This window comes from Paucibacter sp. M5-1, assembly GCF_027498415.2.
In the GTDB taxonomy this organism is placed as follows: domain Bacteria; phylum Pseudomonadota; class Gammaproteobacteria; order Burkholderiales; family Burkholderiaceae_C; genus Roseateles_E.
In genome coordinates this window covers 2,700,501-2,722,053 of sequence record NZ_JAPZLM020000001.1, presented here as the reverse complement: position 1 = coordinate 2,722,053, position 21,553 = coordinate 2,700,501, and the positions used below count along the sequence as shown (strand labels likewise).

16 protein-coding genes are annotated in these 21,553 nt (G+C 68.2%); 10 read left to right on the top strand and 6 right to left on the bottom strand.

What is annotated here, in order from left to right; all coding sequences use genetic code 11:
* Positions 1–129 precede the first annotated feature (129 nt).
* The 3 genes from O5M90_RS12735 to O5M90_RS12725 all read left to right on the top strand — a co-directional run bounded on the left by O5M90_RS12735 (position 130) and on the right by O5M90_RS12725 (position 2,137).
* Entirely contained in the window at positions 130–837 is a 708-nt protein-coding gene (locus O5M90_RS12735) for a hypothetical protein (protein WP_269841336.1), read from the top strand.
* Positions 837–1,214: a hypothetical protein gene (locus O5M90_RS12730; RefSeq protein WP_269841335.1), complete on the top strand. Its 378-nt coding sequence runs from the start codon at positions 837–839 to the stop codon at positions 1,212–1,214. Before O5M90_RS12735 ends, O5M90_RS12730 begins: the two co-directional genes overlap by 1 nt.
* A gap of 77 nt (positions 1,215–1,291) precedes the next feature.
* Positions 1,292–2,137: a PEP-CTERM sorting domain-containing protein gene (locus O5M90_RS12725; protein WP_269841334.1), complete on the top strand. Its 846-nt coding sequence runs from the start codon at positions 1,292–1,294 to the stop codon at positions 2,135–2,137.
* Here the strand turns inward: O5M90_RS12725 and O5M90_RS12720 are convergent.
* Positions 2,077–3,252 carry a GGDEF domain-containing protein gene (locus tag O5M90_RS12720; protein ID WP_137944771.1) on the bottom strand — a complete coding sequence of 392 codons (1,176 nt, stop codon included), beginning with the start codon at positions 3,250–3,252 and terminating at the stop codon, positions 2,077–2,079. The genes O5M90_RS12725 and O5M90_RS12720 overlap by 61 nt on opposite strands.
* Before the next feature lie 166 nt (positions 3,253–3,418).
* Between O5M90_RS12720 and O5M90_RS12715 the strand changes: the two genes are divergently transcribed.
* The gene (locus O5M90_RS12715) at positions 3,419–4,549 is read left to right on the top strand and encodes an HD-GYP domain-containing protein (RefSeq protein WP_332909510.1); all 1,131 of its coding nucleotides are present in this window, start codon (positions 3,419–3,421) and stop codon (positions 4,547–4,549) included.
* On the top strand, positions 4,550–8,629 hold the full coding sequence (locus tag O5M90_RS12710; protein WP_269841333.1) for a PAS domain S-box protein: 4,080 nt from the start codon (positions 4,550–4,552) through the stop codon (positions 8,627–8,629).
* Here the strand turns inward: O5M90_RS12710 and O5M90_RS12705 are convergent.
* Both O5M90_RS12705 and O5M90_RS12700 read right to left on the bottom strand, forming a co-directional pair.
* Positions 8,623–10,131 carry an AMP nucleosidase gene (locus tag O5M90_RS12705; RefSeq protein ID WP_269841361.1) on the bottom strand — a complete coding sequence of 503 codons (1,509 nt, stop codon included), beginning with the start codon at positions 10,129–10,131 and terminating at the stop codon, positions 8,623–8,625. The two genes, O5M90_RS12710 and O5M90_RS12705, sit on opposite strands and share 7 nt — an antisense overlap.
* A complete protein-coding gene (locus O5M90_RS12700; RefSeq protein WP_269841332.1) occupies positions 10,094–10,309 on the bottom strand; it encodes a DUF1127 domain-containing protein in 216 nt (71 codons plus the stop codon). Before O5M90_RS12700 ends, O5M90_RS12705 begins: the two co-directional genes overlap by 38 nt.
* Positions 10,310–10,399: 90 nt before the next feature.
* Here O5M90_RS12700 and O5M90_RS12695 point away from each other — a divergent pair, with 90 nt between their 5' ends.
* Entirely contained in the window at positions 10,400–11,344 is a 945-nt protein-coding gene (locus O5M90_RS12695) for a LysR family transcriptional regulator (protein WP_269841331.1), read from the top strand.
* Here the strand turns inward: O5M90_RS12695 and O5M90_RS12690 are convergent.
* Complete coding sequence (locus O5M90_RS12690) at positions 11,296–11,958, bottom strand: response regulator (protein ID WP_269841330.1); 663 nt, start codon at positions 11,956–11,958, stop codon at positions 11,296–11,298. The genes O5M90_RS12695 and O5M90_RS12690 overlap by 49 nt on opposite strands.
* A 150-nt stretch (positions 11,959–12,108) precedes the next feature.
* Between O5M90_RS12690 and O5M90_RS12685 the strand changes: the two genes are divergently transcribed.
* Positions 12,109–12,843, top strand: coding sequence for a chitinase (locus tag O5M90_RS12685; protein ID WP_269841329.1), 735 nt, complete (start codon positions 12,109–12,111; stop codon positions 12,841–12,843).
* Between the two features lie 18 nt (positions 12,844–12,861).
* A complete protein-coding gene (locus O5M90_RS12680; protein WP_440402066.1) occupies positions 12,862–15,723 on the top strand; it encodes a TonB-dependent receptor in 2,862 nt (953 codons plus the stop codon).
* A 93-nt stretch (positions 15,724–15,816) separates the two neighbouring features.
* Here O5M90_RS12680 and O5M90_RS12675 read toward each other — a convergent pair whose 3' ends face one another.
* A complete protein-coding gene (locus O5M90_RS12675) occupies positions 15,817–17,202 on the bottom strand; it encodes a sensor histidine kinase (protein WP_269841327.1) in 1,386 nt (461 codons plus the stop codon).
* Positions 17,199–17,861 carry a response regulator transcription factor gene (locus O5M90_RS12670; RefSeq protein ID WP_269841326.1) on the bottom strand — a complete coding sequence of 221 codons (663 nt, stop codon included), beginning with the start codon at positions 17,859–17,861 and terminating at the stop codon, positions 17,199–17,201. Before O5M90_RS12670 ends, O5M90_RS12675 begins: the two co-directional genes overlap by 4 nt.
* Positions 17,862–17,992: 131 nt before the next feature.
* Between O5M90_RS12670 and O5M90_RS12665 the strand changes: the two genes are divergently transcribed.
* Together O5M90_RS12665 and O5M90_RS12660 are read left to right on the top strand one after the other, a co-directional pair.
* A complete protein-coding gene (locus O5M90_RS12665) occupies positions 17,993–18,721 on the top strand; it encodes a chitinase (protein WP_269841360.1) in 729 nt (242 codons plus the stop codon).
* Between the two features lie 57 nt (positions 18,722–18,778).
* Complete coding sequence (locus O5M90_RS12660) at positions 18,779–21,499, top strand: TonB-dependent receptor (RefSeq protein WP_269841325.1); 2,721 nt, start codon at positions 18,779–18,781, stop codon at positions 21,497–21,499.
* The last annotated feature ends 54 nt before the right edge of the window (positions 21,500–21,553 follow it).

Genomic DNA, 21,553 nt, shown 5'->3' with positions numbered 1-21,553 from the left:
CAGCGCCGGGCGTGCGCGGCGCCCACAGTAGAGCCCATGCCGGCAATTCGCCGGCCTCACCCCCGGACTCGCCATCGACCGGAGCCGCCCAGGCTCCGCCGGGGCGAAGTCTTGCCTGCTGGAGATCGAATGAGACCCTGTCCCACCCTGATGAACGGCCTGCTCGCCGCCACCTTGCTGCTCGCCGGTGTCGTGCGGGCCGAACCGAACTGCTGGGCGGCCAACGTCGTCGAGCCGATCAGCGCCGAGGACCGGCCGATCCACCATCCCGCCTACCGGCCCTTGCATGCGGCGATGGATGGGGTGGAGGCGATGGTGCGGCCCAACCCTGGCCTGCTCGCCTTGCCTGAGGTGCGGCTGCGCCTGAAGCGCGCGGTGCTGGGCGCGATCGACGCCCAACGCATGCCGCACGAGGCGGTCATCCATGCCCAGGGCTTCGGACCCAAGGCCTGGGGGCGCGGCCCTTGTGAGGTGATCCCGCAGGCCGAGCGCCTGGGGCCGCGCGCCGGCATCTCGGTCTTCATCAATGCGCCCACCGCGACGATGAACCGCTGGGAGCATGATGAGCAGCTCGTCACCTACCTGGAAGGCGAGCTCACGCCCTCGTTCCATGGCTGGCCGACCTATCGCGAGTGCGCAGTGATCAGCAAGGAGCGCCGCTTGCCCTGGATTCCAGTGACGGTAGGCGAGATGCTGGCCTACTTCGAGCGCGACCAGCAGCGCAAGCTGGCTGATTGGGATCGTAGCCACGAGCGCACATTGCAGCCCTTCGACCTGGCCGCCGCCGAACGCGAGGCGGCCGCATCAGCGGGCAGAACGCTCAGGCCGCCGAGCTGATGCTCAAGGTGGCGCGGCAGCGCAAGCAAGCTGAGGCCAGCCACCACGGACAGCTACGCGCGCTGCGGCAGCGGCAGGTCGATGAGCTCGAGCAGTTGCGTGCGACGCGTGGGGCGATGAGCGCCGCCGAGTTGGCGCAGCCCTATTACCTCGGCACTGGCCGGCACCGCCTGCCGACAGCGGCGGAAGCCGCGCGACCGCCCAAGCGCATCGTCAAGCTCGACCCCAGCTTCCCCTGGGACGGCAAGAACCGCAGCCGCATCCAGCTGATCACCGTATGCGCCCCCCAGCTGGAACGCAGCCCCGGCTACCACCCACCGATGCGCGACGCTGTCGCCGCGCTCGACTTCGCAAGTCTGGCCGCGCTCCTCAACTGAAAGCCGGCGCGCTTGCTGGCAGATCACCGGACTGGATTGAGCTTTCCATTTTCCCCACTTTTTGATGAGACCTTGATATGAAGACCAAGACCTTGATTGCCGGCCTGCTGGCCCTCACCGCTGCACTCCCGGCGCTGGCCGTGGACGTTGTGGAGCTGGCGGCCCCGCCCTTCAACGGCAACTTCGGCGCCTATGTCGGCGCCTCCTCCGGCGGCTGGCGCGGTGGCAGCGGGCATTTCAGTGCCAGCGTCGCCAGCCTGCCGAACCGCTACTCGCAGAACTGGGCGGCGGCCTCGCTGGCCGACGGCAAGCTGCATGCATCGGCCACCGCCACGCGCATGTCCTGCGGGCCGCGCGGCTGCCACACAAAGACCGGCGGCACCGCGACCGCGATCTACTGGGACACCATCAGCTTCGTCAACGGGCAGAACATCGGCCTAGCCGATATCGAGCTGAGCATCGACGGCATCATGAGTCCGCAGGGCAGCCAGGCCAGCGTACGCTGGTACATCGGCAACAAACCCGGTGGTTTCTGGAGCGATGTGGGCCGCTACGTCGAGACCCACAGCCTGAGCAACGGCACCACGGTGATCGATGACGGCCTCGTGCTGCCGCTGGGCAACTCGACCTTCTTTGTCTACGCCGAGCTGACGGTGTCGGCCTTGGCGGTCGGCAACTGGGAGGGCGGTGGCTGGGACGCGGTGGCCGACTTCGGCAACACCCTGCACTTCAACTGGACCCTGCCCGAGGGCGTCAGCTACAGCTCGGCCTCGGGACAGTTCATGACGGCAGTGCCTGAGCCGGCGGCCTGGCTGCTGATGAGCGGCGGGCTCGCGGGTCTGCTGCTGCGCCGCCGCGCCTGTCAGCCCTCCAGCCCCGGCTCGGCCAGCAGCCGCCCGCGCCCGGCGCGCTTGGCCTCGTAGAGCGCGGCGTCGGCGCGGCGCATCAGGTCGGCGATATTGCGGTCGCCATGGCGCAGCCGGGCCCAGCCGGCGCTGAAGTCGAGCGCGAAGCCCAGCTCCTTGGGCGCCATCAGGGCCAGCGCGTCGCGCATGCGCTTGTCCAGCGCCTGCGGGCCCTGGGCGTCGCAGCGCGCCATCAGCACCGCGAATTCCTCGCCGCCGACCCGGCCGACCAGATCGCCGAGCCGCTGCTGCTCGCGCAGGCAGCGGGCGAACAGCTGCAACGCCTTGTCGCCGACCTCGTGGCCATGGCTGTCGTTGACGGCCTTGAAGAAGTCGATGTCCAGCATCATCAGCGCCAACGGCTCCTGGTAGCGCCGCGCCATCGAGATCATGTCGACCGCGCGGGCGCTGAAGGCGCGGCGGTTGTTCAGACCGGTCAGCACATCGGTCTGGGCCAGGCGCAGAAAGGCGCCCTCGGTCTCGCCGCGCCAGGCCACCAGCACGGCCGCCAGGCTCAGCGTCACCGCGACATTGCTGAGCACGGCGGCCAGCACATTGACCGGGTGCGGGGTGTAGAAGTCGGGGTAGCTGGCGGTAGCGAACACCGCCAGCCAGGCACGCCACAGGGTCAGCAGCGCCAGCAGCAGCAGGCAGCCCAGCAGCAGGCCGCGCCAGCGCCGGCTCGGCCGCGCCAGTTCGGGCTCCAGCGCCTTGGGCGGCTGGGCCAGCGTGACGCAGATCATCAGGAGCTGCAGCACGAAGACCAGATTGGACAGGCCGACCCGCCAGACATAGCTGTCGAAGCTCAGCAGATAGAGCAGGGCCACCGCCGGCGGCAGCGCCAGCATCAGGCGCCGGCCGCGGCGCCGGCCCAGCCAGTCATTCATCGCCAGCCACAAGGCGCTCAGCGAGGCGCTGATCAGGCCCATCGCCAGCGTGCCCAGCGCCCGGTCCCACAGCACCGAGGCCAGCAGCAGGGCCAGCCAGCCGGCGCCCTGCAAGCCCATGCCGACCTGGGCATGGCGGGCGCCGGGGCTGGCGTTGCGCCAGCCCATCAGCACCGGCAGCACCAGGGCCAGGGCCAGGGCCTGGATCACGAGCAGACTGAAAAGCGTGGCGATATCGAAGTGCATGGCGGTCTGAATGAGCAGGCCTGTGGCCCGTGCATTGTGGTGGCATTTCGGGCCGCGCACCAATCTGTCGCGTGCCGTGCGCAATCTGGCGCGCCCGGGCTTGGCTTGATGCGCGGCAAATGCGACCATCGGTCGTCGGGCAGTGCAGGGAGCTAAAGAAATGCCTATGAGCCAGCGGCCGCTCGTCCTGATCGTGGACGACAACGCCGAGAACTTGACCGTGCTGGGTGAACTGTTGCAGCCGCTTTACCAGGTGAGGGCGGCCAACTCGGGCGAGCGGGCGCTGCAGCTGATGCGGCTGGAGCCGCTGCCCAGCCTGATCCTGCTGGATGTGATGATGCCGGGCCTGGACGGCTATGCGGTGCTGGAGCGGCTGCGCGCCGAGCCGCGCAGCCGCAGCGTGCCGGTGATCTTCGTCACCGCGATGGGGGCCACCGAGGACGAGGAGCGCGGCCTGCTGCACGGCGCGGTGGACTACATCACCAAGCCGATACGGCCGCCGGTGCTGCTGGCCCGGGTGGCCGCCCATGTGGAGCTGAGCCGCGCGCGCGAACGCCTGGCCGACCAGAACCATGACCTGGAACTCGAGATCGAGCGCCGCATGGCCGAGAACCAGCGCCTGCGCGATATCGGCATCCATGCGCTGGCCCGCCTGGCCGAGACCCGCGACAACGAGACCGGCAACCATCTGCGCCGCACCCGCGAATATGTGCGCCAGCTGGGCACGCAGCTGATCGGCAAAGCGCGGTTCGCGAGGCGCCTGGATGCCAAGACGGTGGACCTGATGGCGCGTTCGGCACCCTTGCACGATATCGGCAAGGTCGGCATCCCGGACCGCATTCTCTGCAAGCCCGGCAAGCTCGATGCCGACGAATGGCTGATCATGAAGACGCATGCCGCCCTCGGTGCCGAGGCGATCGAGCTGGCCGAGCGCGACGCCGGGCCGGGCGGCGGTGCTGTCGACTTCCTGCACTATGCCAAGGACATCGCACGCAGCCATCACGAGCGCTGGGACGGCGGCGGCTACCCGCAGGGTCTGGTGGGCGAGGCGATCCCTCTGGCGGCGCGGCTGATGGCGGTGGCCGATGTGTTCGACGCACTGATCAGCCCCCGCGTCTACAAAAAAGCCTGGAGCTACGAGGCGGCGCGCGCCCATATCGTCGAGCAGAGCGGCAGCCACTTCGATCCGGATGTGGTCGATGCCTTTGTCGCCAGCTTCGACGAGTTCTGCGCGATCGCCCGGCGCCTGGCCGATCCCGGGCACGAACCCTCGGCCGCAGCGGTCGCCGAGCGTTAGATGCCAGGCGTTCCGACCCTGCCCGTGCCGGCGCGTCGTGCGCAAAACCTGACCCTGCTGGCGACCGTGCTGGGCCTGCTGCTGCTGGGCCTGCTGGCGCTCGACTACTCGCGGCGCCAGCAGCGCGCGCAGGAGGCGGCGCGGCTGGACACCATTGCCGAGCTGCGCGCCAGCCAGGTGCGGGCCTGGCTCGAGACGCAGCTGCGCGCCGCCAGCTTTGTCGCCGAGCATGGCCAGCTGGGCGAGTGGTACCAGGCCTGGACCGAGCGTGCCGACACTGGCGCGCAGCAGCGCCTGATGCAGGAGCTGACGCGCTTTGCCGGCGCCATGCAGATGCGCCGGGTGCTGCTGCTCGACGCGCAGGCCCGCATCGTCGCGGGAGAAAAGCCCGGGCCCGACCGGCCGCCGCCCGAGCTGCACGCCGCCGTGCGGCAGGCGCTGGCCAGCGGCAAGATCGCGCGCACCGACATCTATGTGGTCGAGTCGGCCGCGCTGCCGGAACGGCTGGACATCGTCGTGCCGCTGCGTGCGCGCGCCGGCGCGGCGCTGCCTGCCGCCGTGGTGCTGCGCATCAGCCCCTGGGACCAGCTCTACCCGCTGCTCGCGGCCTGGCCGCTGCCCAGCCAGAGCGGCGAGTCGGTGCTGTGGCAGCGCGTCGGCGACGAGGCGCTGGCGCTCAGCGAGCTGCGCCAGCGGCCCGGCTCGGCCGGCCGGTTGCGCCGGCCGCTGGACCGGCCCGAGCTGCTGGTGGGTCAGGCGCTGCGGGAGGGCGCGCTGCCGGGCCGCACCATAGACGGCCTCGACTATGCCGGCGTGCCCTCGCTGGGCGCGCTGCGCGCCGTACCCGGCACCGACTGGCTGCTGGTCAGCAAGGTGGCGCGTGCCGAGGTCGATGCCAAGGTCTGGGGCGAGGCACGCTGGATAGTCGCGAGCACCTTGCTGGCCCTGCTGATCGCCGCCGTGGTCTGGCGGCTGCGGCGGCAGCGCGTGGCCCAGGCGCTGCTGGCCGAGAGCGAGCTGCGCAGCCGCACGCTGCTGGAGGCGCTGGCCGACGGTGTCTTCGTGGCCCAGGACCTGCGTTTCGTGTTCGCCAATCCGGCCCTGCCCAAGCTGCTGGGCTATACCGAGGACGAGTTCGTCGGCCTGCCGTTCGCGGCGGTGGTGGCGCCCGAGTTCCTGGAGCTGTGGACCGCGCGCTTTCTGGCGCGCACCGGCACCGGTCCCGAGCCCCAGCGCCACTACGAGCTGTGCTGGCTCGACAAGCAGGGCCAGCGGGTCTGGATCGAGCTGCGCGCCAGCCGCATGAGCTATCAGGGCCGGCCGGCGGTGCTGGGCATCGTCAGCGACATCGGCGAGCGCCGCCGCATCGAGCAGGCGCTGCAGGAGTCGTCGGAGCTGCTGCGCGCGGACATCGACGAGCGCCAGCGCATCGAGCAGGCGCTGCAGGAGAGCGAGCGCCTGTACCGCTCGATGGTCTCGGCCCTCAGCGAGGGCGTGATCATCTTCGACATTGACGGGCGCGTGCTGGCCAGCAACCCGGCCGCCGAACGCATCCTGGGCTACAGCCAGGCGCAGATGCAGGCGGCCGACTGGAAGTGGCGCGCGCTCGAGATGTGCGACAACGAGGGCCAGCCGCTGGCGGCCAGCGAGCTGCCGCTGACCCGTGTGCTGAGCACCGGCCAGGGCCAGCAGGGCATGCAGCTGGGCGTGCGCAGCCAGGCCGGCCAGCGGCGCTGGCTCAAGCTCAATGCCGAGCCGGTGCGCTCGACCGACGGCCAGAGCATCGTCAGCGTCGTCAGCTCCTTCACCGACATCAGCGACCGGCGTTCCAGCGAACAACTGCTGCGCAAGCTCTCGCTGGCGGTCGAGCAAAGCCCCACCAGCATCCTGATCTCGGACCTGGCCGGCGCGATCGAATACGTCAACGCGGCCTTCACCCGCATCAACGGCTTCAGCCGCCAGGAGGTGCTGGGCCGCACGCGGCTGGAGCTGCAGCCGCAGCGCGGCCCGCGCGAGCGCGTGCAGCAGATGCGGCGGTCCGTGCAGCAGGGGCAGAACTGGTCGGGCGAGCTGCTGAACCATCGCAAGAACGGCGAGATTTTTCACGAGTTTGTCCATATGGCGCCGATCCGCCAGGCCGACGGGCGCGTCACCCATGTGCTGGCGATCGGCGAGGACATCAGCGCGCACAAGCGCCAGAGCGCCGAACTCGACCAGCACCGCCACCATCTGCAGGAGCTGGTGCAGGCACGCACCGCCGAGCTGGCCGAGGCCACCCAGGCGGCCCAGGCCGCCAGCCTGGCCAAGAGCGCCTTCCTGGCCAATATGAGCCACGAGATCCGCACGCCGATGAATGCCATCCTCGGCCTGACCCATCTGCTGCGGCGCGACAGCCGCGATGCGCTGGCCCAGGACCGGCTGGCCAAGCTCGACGGCGCGGCCCAGCACCTGCTGCAGGTCATCAACGACATCCTCGATCTCTCCAAGATCGAGTCCGGCAAGCTGGAGCTGGAGGACCAGCCCTTCGCGCTGCGCGAGCTGCTGACGCGCTGCTGCGATCTGGTCGACGAGCGCGCGCGCGACAAGGGCCTGCAGCTGAGCCTGATGGCCGACACGCTGCCGCCCTGGGTGCGCGGCGACGCGACCCGCCTGTCGCAGGCGCTGCTGAACCTGCTCAGCAATGCGATCAAGTTCACCGAGCAGGGCTCGGTGCGTCTGCGCGGCGAAGCGCTCAGCCCTGAGCTGCTGCGCTTCGAGGTCAGCGACACCGGCGTGGGTATCACGGCCGAGCAGCAGCAGCGCCTGTTCCGCGTCTTCGAGCAGGGCGACAGCTCGACCACGCGGCGCTACGGTGGCACCGGCCTGGGCCTGGCCATCACCCGCCATCTGGCCGAGCTGATGGGCGGCGAGGTCGGTGTCGACAGCCAGCCCGGGCGGGGCAGCCGCTTCTGGTTCACCGCGCGCTTGCCGGCGGTCGAGGAGGCCGATGCGGCCGCCGCGATGGCCTCGGCGACGGGCAGCGAGCGCGAGGCGCTGGACCAGCTGGCCAGCCGGCATGGCGGCGCGCACATCCTGCTGGTCGAGGACAACCCGATCAACCAGGACGTGGCCCAGGAGCTGCTGCATGCGGCCGGGCTGACGGTGGACCTGGCCTCGAATGGTCGGCAGGCTCTGCAGCTGGTGCAGCGCAACGACTACCAGCTGGTGCTGATGGACATGCAGATGCCGGTGATGGACGGGCTGCAGGCGACCCGCGAGATCCGCCGCCTGCCCGGCATGGCGGCGCTGCCGATTGTCGCGATGACGGCCAATGCCTTTGGCGAGGACCGCGCCGCCTGCCTGGCCGCCGGCATGAACGACCATGTCGGCAAGCCGGTGGCGCCGGCCCAGCTCTATGCGCGCCTGCTGCAGTGGCTGCCCGCGCGCGCTCACTCGGTCGAGGCGCTGCCGCCGCCGCCCGAGCCGCTGGCCGATGTGGTGGCCAGCGAGGCCGAGCTGCTGCCGGACTGGCTGACGCGGATCCCGGGCCTGGATGTGGTGCAGGGCCTGCGCTACACCGGCGGGCGGCCGGCCACCTACTGGCGCGTGCTGCAGCAGTTCGCCCACCACTTCCGGGACGGCATGCCGGCGCTGGCCGCCGGCATCGAGGTCGGCGCCGGCGACACGCTGCGGCGCTTTGCCCATTCACTCAAGGGCGCGGCGGCGGCGGTCGGGGCTCAGCAACTCAGCGAGCTGGCGGGCCGTATCGAGGCCGGCGACGAGCTGCCGGCGGCGCAGATGCGGCCGCTGGTCGAGCGCGCCTCGGTGGCCCTGGAGGCGCTGGTGCAGGACCTGCGGGCCGCGCCGCTGATGGAGGAGACGCGCCCGGCCGAGCTCGACGAACCGGCCCCCGACCCCGCCAGGCTGGCCGGGCTGGCGGCGCTGCTGGCGGCCGGCGATTTCCGCGCCGTCGAACGCTACCGCGAGCTGGCCTCGGCGCTGCGCGCCCGGCACGGGGCGCGTGCCCATGAGCTCGGCGAGCGCATCCGCGCCTTCGATTTCGAAACCGCGCTGCAGCTGCTGCGCGGACTGGGCTACTGAAACGCCACCTCGGCAAAGCTGCGCAACTTGCGGCTGTGCAGCTGGGTCAGGTGGCGCTTGCGCAGCAGCTCGACCGCGCGCAGCCCGATGCGCAGATGCTGGTCGACCCGCTCGCGATAGAACTGGTTGGCCATGCCGGGTAGCTTGATCTCGCCATGCAGCGGCTTGTCGGAGACGCACAGCAGGGTGCCGTAGGGCACGCGGAAGCGGAAGCCGTTGGCCGCCAGCGTGGCGCTCTCCATGTCCAGCGCCACCGCGCGGCTCTGGCTGAAGCGGCGCTCGGGGCCGCCGTCCAGATGGTTGGGCAGCAGCTCCCAGTTGCGGTTGTCGGTCGAGGCCACGGTGCCGGTGCGGAAGATCTGCTTGAGCGCCGGGCCGGCAAGACCTGTCACCTCGGCCACCGCCTCTTCAAGCGCCTGCTGGATCTCGGCCAGCGGCGGGATCGGCACCCACAGCGGCAGCTCCTCGTCGAGCACATGGTCCTCACGCACATAGCCGTGGGCCAGCACATAGTCGCCCAGCGCCTGGCTGTTGCGCAGCCCGGCGCAGTGGCCCAGCATCAGCCAGGCATGAGGGCGCAGCACCGCGATATGGTCGCTCATGGTCTTGGCATTGGCCGGGCCGACGCCGATGTTCACCATCGTGATGCCGCTGCGGTCCTGGCGGATCAGGTGGTAGGCCGGCATCTGCGGCAGCCGGGGCAGGGCCTGGCCCAAGGCATCGGCCGCTTCGGCCGACAGGCCGACGCGGCGCGTGATGAGATTGCCGGGTTCGACGAAGGCGATGCAGTCGTCGTGCTCATGCGGCTTCGCCGGGTCGGGCGTGCGCGCCATCAACTCATGGCCCAGGCGCACGAACTCGTCGATATAGAACTGGTAGTTGGTGAACAACACGAAGTTCTGGAAGTGGTCGGTCGAGGTGCCGGTGTAGTGGCGCAACCGGTGCAGCGAGTAGTCGACCCGCGGTGCGGTGAACAGGGCCAGCGGCGCCGGCGCGCCGGGTGGGCCCTGGTGGGTGCCATTGGCGATGCCATCGTCCATCGCGGCCAGATCGGGCAGGTCGAACAGATCGCGCATCAGGAGGCGGCGCTCGGCGCTCAGCGCCCCCTCGACATGGTCGTGCTCGCCGAGCGCGAAATGCAGCGGGATCGGTTGGTGGCTGGTGCCCACCTCCAGGCTCACGCCGTGGTTGATCAGCAGCAGGCGGAACTGCTCCAGATAGTAGTCGCCGAACAGATCGGGCCGGGTCAGCGTGGTCTCGTAGACACCGGGCCCGGCGACAAAGCCATAGGCCAGGGTCGAGACCGCGCGCGCCACCGTGCGGGTGTGGATGCGCACAAAGGGGTAGCAGGCGCGCACCCGGCCGATCTCCTCGCCGGCAACGAAGCGCTGCAGCGCCTCGCGCAGGCTGGCGACGCTGGCGGCATAGATCTCCTGGGCGCGCGCCAGCGCGGCCTCGGCCTGGTCAAACGCGGTGGGGGCGAAGAAGGGCGGCTTGTTCATCATGGCGCCATTGTGGCGCGGCGGCGCAGGCCTCCAGCTCGCCGCGCCCCAATCCCAGGTCCAGCAGCTCGCGCTCGCTCATTGCGAGCAGCTGGCGGCGGGCGGCGTGGCGGCGCAGCGCCGCATGCCAGCGCTGGCTGAGGCATTGCAAAAGCGTCGAGGCGTGATCGTCTGGCATGGGGGCTTCCGGTGGTGATGCTCGCCATGCTCGGCCCTCGACTAAGATTTGAAAAGTTGAATCGTCTGATCACAGCCAACAGGAATTCCTATGCGTAGCCTGAATCTCGACCAGTTGCGCAGCCTGGTGGCGATTGCCGACCTGGGCAGTTTCGCGGCCGCCGCCCAGGCCCTGCACCTGGCAGCGCCGACCATCAGCCTGCAGATCAGCGAGCTGGAGTCGCGGGTCGGCGCCCAGCTGCTGCAGCGCGGCCGGCGCGGCGCGTTGCCGACCTCGGCCGGGGCTCTGTTGGTGCAGCGCGCACGCGGCCTGCTGCGCGAGGCCGAGGAAACGCTGGCCGAGCTGGGCCGCCATGCCAAGGGCCTGGCGGGTCGGGTGCGGCTGGCCGCCCAGACCGGGGTGGCCGCCCATGTGCTGCCGCCGCTGCTGCTGCCGCTGGCGGCGCAGCGGCCCGAGATCGAGCTGGCACTGAGCGTGCTGGGCACCCATCACACGCTGGCGGGCCTGCTGGCCGGCACGCTGGACATCGGCATCGTGACCCTGCCGATCGAGCCGCAGCCGGGCCTGCAGTGCCGGCCCTGGCGGCGCGATCCTATGCTGGCCTGCCTGCCGCCGCTCTGGCAGGTGCCGGCCCGCATCACGCCGGCCTGGCTGGCCGACCGCCCGATGATCGTCAATGACGCCAGCACCCAGATGCAGCGGATGACGCTGGCCTGGTTCGGCGCAGCTGGCCAGGTGCCGCGGCCCGGCATCGAGCTCAACTACACGGAGGCGATGAAGAGCCTGGTGGCGGCCGGCTATGGCGCGGCCATCCTGCCTATCGAGGCCGAAGCCGAGGACCGGCATGCCATGCAGCTGCGGCCCCTGTCGCCGCCGCTATGGCGCGAGCTGGGCCTGGTACACCGGCCGCGCGAGCTGCTGGCGCCCTCGGTCTGGCCGGTGCTGGACGCGCTGCTGGGCGCCGCCCAGCCCAAGCCCCACACCGCTCAGGCCGCCTCCAGAACGAAGCCGACACCGCGCACCGTGCGCACATAGCCGTCGCCGATCTTCTTGCGCAGATTGAAGATGTGCACGTCCAGCGCATGGCTGTCCGAGTGGGGCAGGGCCTGCGCCTCCAGCTCGCGGCGCGTCACGACATGGCCGCTGCGCTTGATCAGGGTCAGCAGGATGCTGAACTCGGTGCGCGAGAGATTGATCGCCTGGCTGCCGCGCGTCAGCGCCATGCGGCCCTCGTCCAGCGACAAGTCGCGGGCCTGCCAGGCCAGTGGCTCATCGGATGAGCCTTGCAGGCCCGAGCGCCGCGCCAGCGCGCGCAGCCGCGCCAGCAGCTCGGCACTGGCAAAAGGCTTGACCAGATAGTCGTCCGCGCCGCTGTCCAGGCCTTCGAGCCGGTCCTCGATGCCGTCGCGCGCGGTGATCACGATGACGGGCAGCTGCGGGTCCTGCTGGCGCAGCTTCAGCAGCAGCGCCAGCCCGCAGCCATCGGGTAAACCCAGGTCCAGCACCAGGGCGTTGAAGCGCCGCTCCAGCAGCTGCTGCTGGGCGTCGACCAGGCGTCGCACCCAGACCAATTCATGACCGCCCTCGCTCAGTAGCGCATGCAGTGAGCGTCCCAGCTCCAGGTCGTCCTCTACCAGGCAGATCTTCATCGCCGCGTCCTTCTGTGGCGTCGCATCGGTGCACTCTTAATCATCTCTTGAGCCACCGCGAACGCTATCCATCGGATGATTCATACAACCAATAGCGTACCAGTGCCCCCTTGCACCGGACAGCGGGAAAAACCAGAGGAGTGTGGCGAGATGCGAGTGTTCAAGGGCCTTCTGGCCGTTTCTGTCGGTTCGGCCATCTGGGTCATGTCGGCTGTTGCTGCGCTTGCGGCCCCGACGACGACGATGGTGCCGGCCGCGCAGATGCTGCCCAGCAAGGCGCAGTTCGACACCCTGTTTCCGCAGCGCATTGCCTTCTACAGCTACGAGGGTTTTGTCGCTGCCGTGCGCCAGACCCCGGGCTTCGCTGCCTGGGGCAGCGTCGAGCAGCGCAGCCAGGAGATGGCCGCCTTTCTGGGGCAGATCGCCCATGAGTCGGACGAGCTGCGCGCCCAGCGCGAGTACCGCAAGGAGAACTGGGGACACTACTGCCGCCAGGGGCCGGGCGAGTCCTGCGCGCCGGGCCAGCAGTATTACGGGCGCGGCCCGATCCAGCTGAGCTGGAACTACCAGTACAAGCGCGCCGGCGACTTCCTCGGCCTGGACCTGTGGTCCGATCCCGACCTGGTCGCGCGCGACGCCACCGTCGCCTGGCGCACCGCCCTCTGGTACTGGATGACCCAGCCCGGCGAGTCGACTCGTTCGCCGCACCAGGCGCTGCGCGACCAGCTCGGCTTCGGCGCCACCACGCGCGCCATCAACGGCACGCTGGAGTGCGACAAGCCGGCCGACCCCGACGCGCTGCGCAAGAACCAGCGCCGTATCGATTTTTACAAACACGCCAGTCAGCTGTTTGGCGTTCCCCTCTTGCACCCGTTGGGGTGCTGATTACCGGAGTCCAAGACCATGCGAGAGAAGAAGACGATGCACAGACAGTCCGCCATCGCAGCCGCCGTGCTGCTGAGCCTGAGCCTGCCCGCCCAGGCACAGGAAACCCCCAAGCAGGACGGCGCCAAGAAGCTGGAGACCGTCGTGGTCACCGGCATCCGCGCCAGCCTGAAGAAGGCGCTCGACACCAAGCGCGATGCCGAATCCATCATCGATGTCGTTACCGCCGAGGATGTGGGCAAGTTCCCGGCCACCAATGTGGCCGAGGCCATCACGGTGATTCCCGGCGTGACCATCGACAAGGCCTTCGGCCAGGGCGAGAAGATCTCCATCCTGGGCACCGACCCGGCGCTCAACCGCACCCTGCTCAACGGCCAGGCGATCGCCTCGGGTGACTGGTTCATGGCCGAACAGCAGGGCCGCAGCTTCAACTACACGCTGCTGGCACCGCAGCTGGTCAACAAGGTCGAGGTGCACAAATCGCCGGAGGCCTGGCTGGATGAAGGCTCGGTGGGCGGCACGGTCAATATCAGCACCCGCAAGCCGCTGGACATGAAGGCCCTGACCCTGGCCGGCTCGGCGAGCTATCTCTACAACGACCGCGTCGGCAGCGGCAAGCCCACGCTGTCGGGCCTGTTCGGCTGGAAGAACGAGGCCAACACCTTCGGCATGCTGGTATCGGCGCAGCGCTCGGAGGAGCGCATCCGTCGCGACGGTGTCGAGTCCTACGGCACCGTGCGCGGCAGCGCCTACATCAACGGCTCGGGTGGCTCGCCCAACTCGGTCACCACCACCAGCACCGACTGGTCGCAGAACCCGCCGGCGACCATGCCGCCGAGCTGCGTCGGCGACTGCCGCACCACGCTGCTGGCCAACCCGAACGCGATCGCGCCGAACTCGATCAGCGCGCACTACTTCGACCAGACCCGGGATCGCGACACGCTCTCGCTGTCGCTGCAGGCCAAGCCGCACAAGAAGCTCGACGTCGAGTTCAATCTGCTGGACGTCAAGGCCAAGTACGACAACATCACGCACTCGATGTTTGCCTTCAATGGCAACCCCTGGAACTCGCTGAACGCGCTGACCGACCTGACCGTGGACGGCGGCGTCATCACCAAGGCCTCGTTCCGCAACGGGCTGACGGTCTATGACCTGATCAACCGCCGCGCCACGGTGGATACCGATTCCAAGGACCTGAAGCTGACCTGGAAGGAAGACCGCTGGTTCGCCTCGGCCCATGCCGGCAGTTCCAAGGCTACCGGCGGCACCGACCGCCAGGTGTTCGGTGAGTTTCTCGGCAAGGCCCATTACAACTATGACCTGAGCGGCTCGGTGCCCAAGCTGAACTTCACCGGCTACCAGACCGCGCAGCTCAGAGATATCGCCGTGCACATGCCCCCGGCCAAGGTGGGCAACCCGATGAATGACCCGCAGGGCTTCCGCATCAGCGGCGGCAATCCCGACCCCTGGCACACCAACCCGCCGAACGCGACCAACTGGGCGGCGGGCTGGGGCGGCAATATCGTCGCCAAGCCGACCAGGGACGAGGAAAAGTACTTCCAGGCCGACTTCGGCATCAAGTTCGTCGACTCGCCGATCCACCAGGTCCGTTTCGGCGTCAAGCGCCGCGAGCATGAAACCGCGCAAACCATGGCCGGCATTTCGCTCGCCGCGATCGAGGGCTATGGCGATCTGAGCGCCACCCAGTTCAGCCCGAAACCTGTGCCCAGCGGCTATCTCGCCGGCTTCGGCGATGTGGGTGATCTCAACAAGCGCTTCATGATCGATGGCTGGGCACTGGCCGACTACATCAACAGCGGCAAGTGGCTGGCGCCCTGGCAGACCATGCCCACGCCGAGCACTTTCAGCGACCCCTCCTATGCCGCCAACACCTGGGCGGTGAAGGAGACCGTCAACGCCGGTTATGTGCAGGCCGACTTCAGCCAGGACCGGCTGCGCGGCAATGTCGGCGTGCGCCTGGTCAAGACCGAATCCAACAGCATGGGCTGGGCCTGCACCGTCAACACCAGCCCCTGCCCGGCCGACAAGTACGCCCCGACCAGCGTCAAGAAGAGCTACACCAACACCCTGCCTAGCCTGAACGTGGTCTATGACCTGAACGACAGCGTGGTGCTGCGCGGCTCGGCGGCCAAGGTCATGGCGCGCCCGAACTACGGCGATATGTCCAGCTATCTGTGGATCGGTGATGCGACCCTGACCGGCGGCGGCGGCAACCCCGACCTGAAACCCTACCGCTCCACCAATCTGGACTTCTCGGCCGAGTGGTACTTCGCCAGCAACGCCATCCTGGCCGGCACCGTGTTCCACAAAAAGGTGGACGACTACGTCCTGACCACCACCCGCAAGGAGACCCACTACAACCAGAACCAGCAGAGGAACACCGAGTACGACATCTCGCGTCCCAGCAATGCCGGCAGCGCGACGATCAAGGGCTTCTCGCTGGCCTACCAGGCGACCTTCGGCAACGGCCTGGGCCTGCTGACCAACTACACCCATGCCGAGGCCAAGGCAGCGACGGGCGCCCGCCTACCCTTCAACTCCAAGCACCAGGTGACCTTCAGTCCCTTCTATGAGACCGACCGCTGGAGCGCTCGCACCACCTACTCCTGGCGTTCCAAGTACTACACCCAGGCCGACCGTGGCAACTTCCTGGTCACCGACGACTACGGTTCGCTGGAAGCCAATGTCAACTTCAAGATCACCGACAAGCTGACCCTGGGGCTGGACGCGATGAATCTGCTGGACAGCGAGTACCGCTCCTACGCCGAAGTGGCCGGGGTGGCGGCCACCGAGAAGCTGACGCGCGGCATCTACAAGACCGGCCGCCGCTATATGGCCACGCTGCGCTTCACCTACTGATGCAGTGCCGGCAACACGCAGCTGTTGCCGTTCTCTGCCGCCTTCTCTGATGTCAAAGGGCCTGGGATTTCCAGGCCCTTTTTTTGTCGCGAGCTAGGCCGCCGGGAAGCTCAGGCTGACGCACAGGCCGCGGCCATCGGGGCCGTCGTCCATGCGCAGCTGTGCGCCATGCTGGGCCGCTGCGCGCTCGACGATGGCCAGGCCCAGGCCGCTGCCGGGCTGCTCGCCGTCGTGCAGGCGGAAGAAGCGCTCGAACACCTTCTGGCGCAGTGCCACCGGGATGCCCGGGCCCTGGTCGCAGACCGACAGGCCCAGGCCGCCCTCGGGCTGTGGCGCCAGCCGCACCAGCACCTGGCTGCCGGGCGGCGAGTACTTGACGGCGTTGTCCACCAGGTTGTCGATCAGCGAGCCCATGTTCTCGCGGTTCATGCGGATCCGGCATTCCTCGGGCGCGCTCAGCTCCACCTCGATGCCGCGCCGCAGTGCCAGCTGGCTGGCCAGCACGATGCGGTCGCGCGTCAGCGTCACCAGGTCATGCTCGCGCATGTCCATCGCGTCCAGATCGGCGCCCGAGCGCGCCAGCGCCAGCAGCTGGTGCACCGTGTGGGTGGCGCGTTTGACGCCCTCGGTCAGGCGCTGTGCGGCCTCGGCCTGGCGCGCTGTCGCGGCGCTGCCCTCCAGTTGCTCGGCGTTCAGCTGTATCACCGCCAAGGGCGTCTTCAGCTCGTGAGCGGCGTCGAGCAGGAACTCGCGCTCGCGCTCCAGGCGCTGTTGCAGCCGGTTCATCAGCGCGTTGACCGAATTGACGACCGGCGCCAGCTCCACATAGGGCGAGCTGGGCAGCGGCGACAGGTCCTTGGCCGAGCGCTGCGAGATCTGCGCGCCGATGCGCCGCAGCGGCGCGAAGCCGCGCCGGAACAGCAACCAGACCGGCAGTACCAGCAGCGGCAGGCCGTAGAGCAGCGGGCGGGCGTAGTAGCTGAAGCCCTTGACGCTGAAATGCCAGTCGCCCGGCATCTCCTGCCAGCGCCGCACGGTCAGGCCCTGCTCGGGCGCGCTGGCCTCGGTGTAGAGCCAGAGCTTGTCGCTCTCCAGCCGGTCCAGCTGTGGCGGTGCGCGGTCCTTGGGATCGGGGGGCGCGAGCTGCTGGCGCAGCTGGCCGTGCTGCCAGACCTGCACCACGCTGTGCGGCGTCCGATGGCCCTTCTGGCGCCATTCGGCATTGCGCAGCTCCTCCAGATCGCTCAGCGCGGCATTGATGGCGGCGGGGTCGTCGAGCTTGTCCTGCAGCTGGGCCCGCACCAGCTGGGCCCAGAGCTTGTTTTCGGCCTGGCCGTTGCGGCTTTGCAGCAGGCTGATGTCGGCCAATTCGCGCACGATCAACCCGGCCCAGGTCAGGAAGATCACCGCGAACACCGCGCCCATGGTGCGGTTGAACAGGGATCGGTGCGCCGGCGGCGGGGCGGTCTCGGCGCTCATGCCTGGCTCTCCACCAGAAAGCCGACGCCGCGCACGGTGCGGATATAGCCCTCGCCGAGCTTTCTGCGCAGGTTGAAGATGTGCACGTCCAGGCTGCGTCCGTCGGTATGGGTCAAGGCCTTGGCCTCCAGTTGTCTTCGGGTGATCACGCGATCCGGCAGCTTCAGCAGGGCCAGCAGGATGGCGAACTCGGTGCGCGAGAGATTGATGCGCTCCTCGGCGCGCATCAACACCATGCGATGCTCGTCCAGGGTCAGGTCCTTGAGACGCCACTCATGCGGTAGATCGGCCGCCGCGCCGGCCGCACGACGGGTCACCGCGCGCAGCCGCGCCAGCAGCTCGGCGCTGGCAAAGGGCTTGACCAGATAATCGTCGGCGCCGCCGTCGAGCCCGTCCAGCCGGTCCTCGATGCCGTCACGGGCGGTGATCAAGAGGATGGGCAGCTTCTTGTCGATCTGGCGCAGCTGGCGCAACAGGCCCATGCCGTCGCCGTCGGGCAGGCCCAGGTCCAGCAGCACGGCGTCGAAGGCCTGCTCGCTGGTCCAGTAACGCGCATCCGAGGCGCGGCGCACCCAGACCGCCTCGTGGCCGCTTTCCTGCAGCAGGGCTTGCAGCGAACGCCCGAGCTCGAGATCGTCTTCCACCAGGCATATCTTCATGACGGCGCACTGTAGCAACAGCGGCTTTAACAGAGGCTTAACGCAGCCTTGAGGCTTCCTAAAACGAGCACTCGCGATAGTCCGGCCTCGAAGTCACGAGACGGATGTTCATGGAGGAGATGCTTGTGAAGATGCTGAACGGGGCGCTGGCCGCCCTGCTGCTGGCGGCCTGTGCCGCCTGTGTGGGCAGCGGCGCCGAGCCCGAGCCCGAGCCGGGCATGGCCGTGCAGTTCCTGCCCAGCCGGACACAGTTCGATGCGCTGTTCCCCGACCGGCTGAGCTTCTACAGCTACGAGGGCTTTGTGCAGGCCGCCGCCAGCTATCCGGACTTCGCCGGACGTGGCAGCGACGCGGTACGCCGGCGCGAGATGGCCGCCTTCCTGGCCAATATCGCCCATGAGTCCGACTTCCTGCGTGCGCTGCGCGAGTACAACCAGGCCAACCACAACAACTACTGCCGCCAGGGCCCCGGCGAGAGCTGCGCGCCCGGCCAGCAGTACTACGGGCGCGGCCCTATCCAGCTGAGCTGGAACTACCAGTACCTGGCGGCCGGCCAGGCCCTGGGTCTGGGCCAGGAACTCTGGGCCGACCCCGATCGTGTGGCGCGTGACGCCACGATCGCCTGGCAGACGGCCATCTGGTACTGGATGACCAACAACGGCCCGGGCTCCATACCGGCCCACCGCGCCATCGTCGACGGCGCCGGCTTCGGCGAAGCGGTGCGCGCCATCAATGGCGCCATCGAGTGCGACAAGGGCCCCGACGCGCCGACCGCGCGCAATCTGGCCCGGCGTGTCGAGCTGTTCCGTAGCTACAGCGCGATGTTCAAGGTAGAGCCGGGCCAGGGGCTCGGCTGCTGAGGCTCCCAAGCGCCATCAATCAAGCCACCAATCAATACCAACCCTGAAGGAGACGAGATGAGAAAGAAGAAGATGGGGGCGTTGGCCCCGACACCGCGCCGCAGCGCCAGCAGTCTGGCGGTCAGTGGACTGGTGCTGAGCCTTTGGTTGCCGACGGCCATGGCCGAGGACAAGGACGAAGAAAAGCCCAAGGCCGCCGTCAACGAGCTGCCGCAGGTGACGGTAACCGCGACCCGTAGCAAGACTGCCCTGATGAAGACACCGGTGGCCGTCAGCGCCATCAGCAGCGACGACCTCCTGCGCGACAACATCAAGGAGATCCGTAACCTCAGCGGCTATGTGCCCAATGTGCAGTTCGGCATGTCGCCGGCCGACGGCGGCGTGCTGATGTCGATCCGCGGCGTCAGTTCCACCAACTTCACCGAGATCGGCGATCCGGCGGTGGGTGTGCATGTGGACGGCATCTACTCGGCACGGCCGCAAGGTGCGCTGGCGCTGATGTTTGACCTGGAAGGCGTCGAGGTGCTGCGCGGCGCGCAGGGCACCCTGTTCGGCAAGGGCTCCACCGCCGGCGTGATCAACATCCTGCCGGCCAAGCCCGACTTCAAACGCGATTACGGCTGGACCTCGGCCCAGATGGGCAGCTTCAACAACCGCGAGCTGCGCACCGTCTACAACAAGTCCCTGGGTGAGAAGTTCGCGATCCGGATGGCCTATATGCGCGATCTGCGCGACGGCTTCATCACGCAGGAGCGCGACATGACGGACCGCGGCTACCGCAAGCCCGACGGCAAGGGCGGCTTCGTCTTCACGCCCAATGGCAAGCCCGATACCGATCAGCGCTTCAATCGCGTGCTCAAGCCCAGCGAGTATTACTACAACTCCAACCAATGGGCCGGCCGCCTGAGCGCGCGCTGGGCGATTTCGCCGAGCCTGGAATGGCAGGGCACGGTAGAGCGCTTCCACAACAAGGGCGCCGGTGAAGTGCAGTTGCGCGATTGCGAGATGGCGGCCGGCACGCCGCGCGCCTGCGGTTCCGAGGGCCAGTGGTACGCCAAGATCAATGTGCCGGGCAAGCTCGACATGAGCATCGACAGCGTGCGCAACTTCCTCAGCTGGAAGGTCAGCGACACGGTCGAACTGCAGCTGCGCAACAGCTTCTCGGTGCAAAAACGCAAGCAGCATCAGGACAATGACGGCGGCCTTCACGCCATCGACAGCGATGTGTTCACGCTCAATGCCGATGGCACCGCGGTCGGCGGCGACAACCCCAACGTCACCGATCAGGCCACCTTCACGCTGGACTCCAAGTACAAGACCGTGGTCAACGAACTGCAGCTCAAGCAGGAGACCAAGAACTGGCGCTATGTGCTTGGTGCCTTCCAGATGCACGAGAAGAACTCCATCCTGATGGGGCAGGACAATCTGGTGGTGGGCGGCTGGCCTGGCAAGCTCTATCCGACGGGCCACCTCTGGGACCAGCCGAACCGCCAGGTGAAGTCCAAGGCCTTGTTCGGTCAGGGTGACTTCCGCTTCCTGCCGCAGTGGACTGCCACGGCCGGCCTGCGCATCAGCCGCGACGGCCGCAGCGACGCCGGCGGCCGCTCCAGCGAGAACTATGCCGGTCAGGAGACACCCTGGTACTACAACGGCAAGCACAAGCCGGGCCCGATCGGCCAAGGCATGCCGCATGACGGCGGCGACCTGACCCTCGAGATGGGGCCGTTTGCCGGCTTCAAGAGCTTTCCTGCAGTCCACAACGAGAACACCAAGAGCGAGACCTACAAGAACACCAGCTATCGCCTGGGTCTGCAGTTCGATGTGGACAAGAACCACATGCTGTTCTCCTCGCTGGCCACGGCCTACCGCCCCGGCGGCTTCTCCGACCGCACCGACCGCTGCGGTGGCAGCAACCACCGCTGCGCCTTCCCCGAGGACGAAGCCACCCGCGTCTACTACCGCGAGTACGAATCGGAGAAGACCCGCAACTTCGAGGTCGGCTACAAGGGCCGCCTGATGGACCGCAAGCTGGATCTGAGCGTGGTGCTGTTCAACACCGATTTCGACGGCATGCATTACACCAACACCTCGGCCATCGGCGTGCGCAAGATGACCCCCGCCTATTGCGGCATCCCGGTGGGTACCTCGGACTGCGTGGTGCAGGGCTGGGTGACGCGCAATATCGGCAAGTCGGCGATTCGCGGCATGGAGCTGGAGTTCAAGGCCCTGCCATGGCAGGACGGCCAGCTGTGGGGCTATGTGTCGCTGCTTGATACCAAGATCAAGGAGTGGGATGTCTATGACGACAACTGGTTGTGCAGCAACCGGACCGGACAGTACGCCTGCCCGGAGATCGTCGCCAACACCCCGGGTGTCAACAAGAATACGGTCGGTCGGCGCCAGATCAATCTGGCCGGCAAGTCCCTGCCGAACTCGCCCAAGTACTCCTACTCGCTCAATTACTCGCATCAGTTCGCTTGGGGTGACGACATCAGCATCACGCCGACGCTGGGCTATCGCTGGCAGAGCCGCATGTACTTCACGCCACGCAATCTGGACGACCCGCAGTACGGCGCTTTCCAGAAGGCCTATGGCAATGTGAATGCGTCGGTCAAGGTGGCGGGCAACAACGGCAAGTGGGACGTGGAGCTGTGGGGCACCAATCTGACCGACAACGCGGTCAAGACCTGGATGGACCCGATCACCACCAACCACGGCATCCGCGCCAGCTTCGCGCCGCCGCGCCAGTATGGGGTGCGGGCGACCGTGCACTACTGAAGCCAAAGCCCTGCGGGGCGGTACCGCCCCGCATCCCAGCGTTTCTTAATTCAA

Excerpts from the sequence above, each read along its gene's own strand:
- O5M90_RS12735 (WP_269841336.1), top strand. The coding sequence starts at position 130 with ATGAGACCCTGTCCCACCCTGATGAACGGCCTGCTCGCCGCCACCTTG.
- O5M90_RS12730 (WP_269841335.1), top strand. The coding sequence starts at position 837 with ATGCTCAAGGTGGCGCGGCAGCGCAAGCAAGCTGAGGCCAGCCACCAC.
- O5M90_RS12725 (WP_269841334.1), top strand. The coding sequence starts at position 1,292 with ATGAAGACCAAGACCTTGATTGCCGGCCTGCTGGCCCTCACCGCTGCA.
- O5M90_RS12720 (WP_137944771.1), bottom strand. The coding sequence starts at position 3,252 with ATGCACTTCGATATCGCCACGCTTTTCAGTCTGCTCGTGATCCAGGCC.
- O5M90_RS12715 (WP_332909510.1), top strand. The coding sequence starts at position 3,419 with ATGAGCCAGCGGCCGCTCGTCCTGATCGTGGACGACAACGCCGAGAAC.
- O5M90_RS12710 (WP_269841333.1), top strand. The coding sequence starts at position 4,550 with ATGCCAGGCGTTCCGACCCTGCCCGTGCCGGCGCGTCGTGCGCAAAAC.
- O5M90_RS12705 (WP_269841361.1), bottom strand. The coding sequence starts at position 10,131 with ATGAACAAGCCGCCCTTCTTCGCCCCCACCGCGTTTGACCAGGCCGAG.
- O5M90_RS12700 (WP_269841332.1), bottom strand. The coding sequence starts at position 10,309 with ATGCCAGACGATCACGCCTCGACGCTTTTGCAATGCCTCAGCCAGCGC.
- O5M90_RS12695 (WP_269841331.1), top strand. The coding sequence starts at position 10,400 with ATGCGTAGCCTGAATCTCGACCAGTTGCGCAGCCTGGTGGCGATTGCC.
- O5M90_RS12690 (WP_269841330.1), bottom strand. The coding sequence starts at position 11,958 with ATGAAGATCTGCCTGGTAGAGGACGACCTGGAGCTGGGACGCTCACTG.
- O5M90_RS12685 (WP_269841329.1), top strand. The coding sequence starts at position 12,109 with ATGCGAGTGTTCAAGGGCCTTCTGGCCGTTTCTGTCGGTTCGGCCATC.
- O5M90_RS12680 (WP_440402066.1), top strand. The coding sequence starts at position 12,862 with ATGCGAGAGAAGAAGACGATGCACAGACAGTCCGCCATCGCAGCCGCC.
- O5M90_RS12675 (WP_269841327.1), bottom strand. The coding sequence starts at position 17,202 with ATGAGCGCCGAGACCGCCCCGCCGCCGGCGCACCGATCCCTGTTCAAC.
- O5M90_RS12670 (WP_269841326.1), bottom strand. The coding sequence starts at position 17,861 with ATGAAGATATGCCTGGTGGAAGACGATCTCGAGCTCGGGCGTTCGCTG.
- O5M90_RS12665 (WP_269841360.1), top strand. The coding sequence starts at position 17,993 with ATGCTGAACGGGGCGCTGGCCGCCCTGCTGCTGGCGGCCTGTGCCGCC.
- O5M90_RS12660 (WP_269841325.1), top strand. The coding sequence starts at position 18,779 with ATGAGAAAGAAGAAGATGGGGGCGTTGGCCCCGACACCGCGCCGCAGC.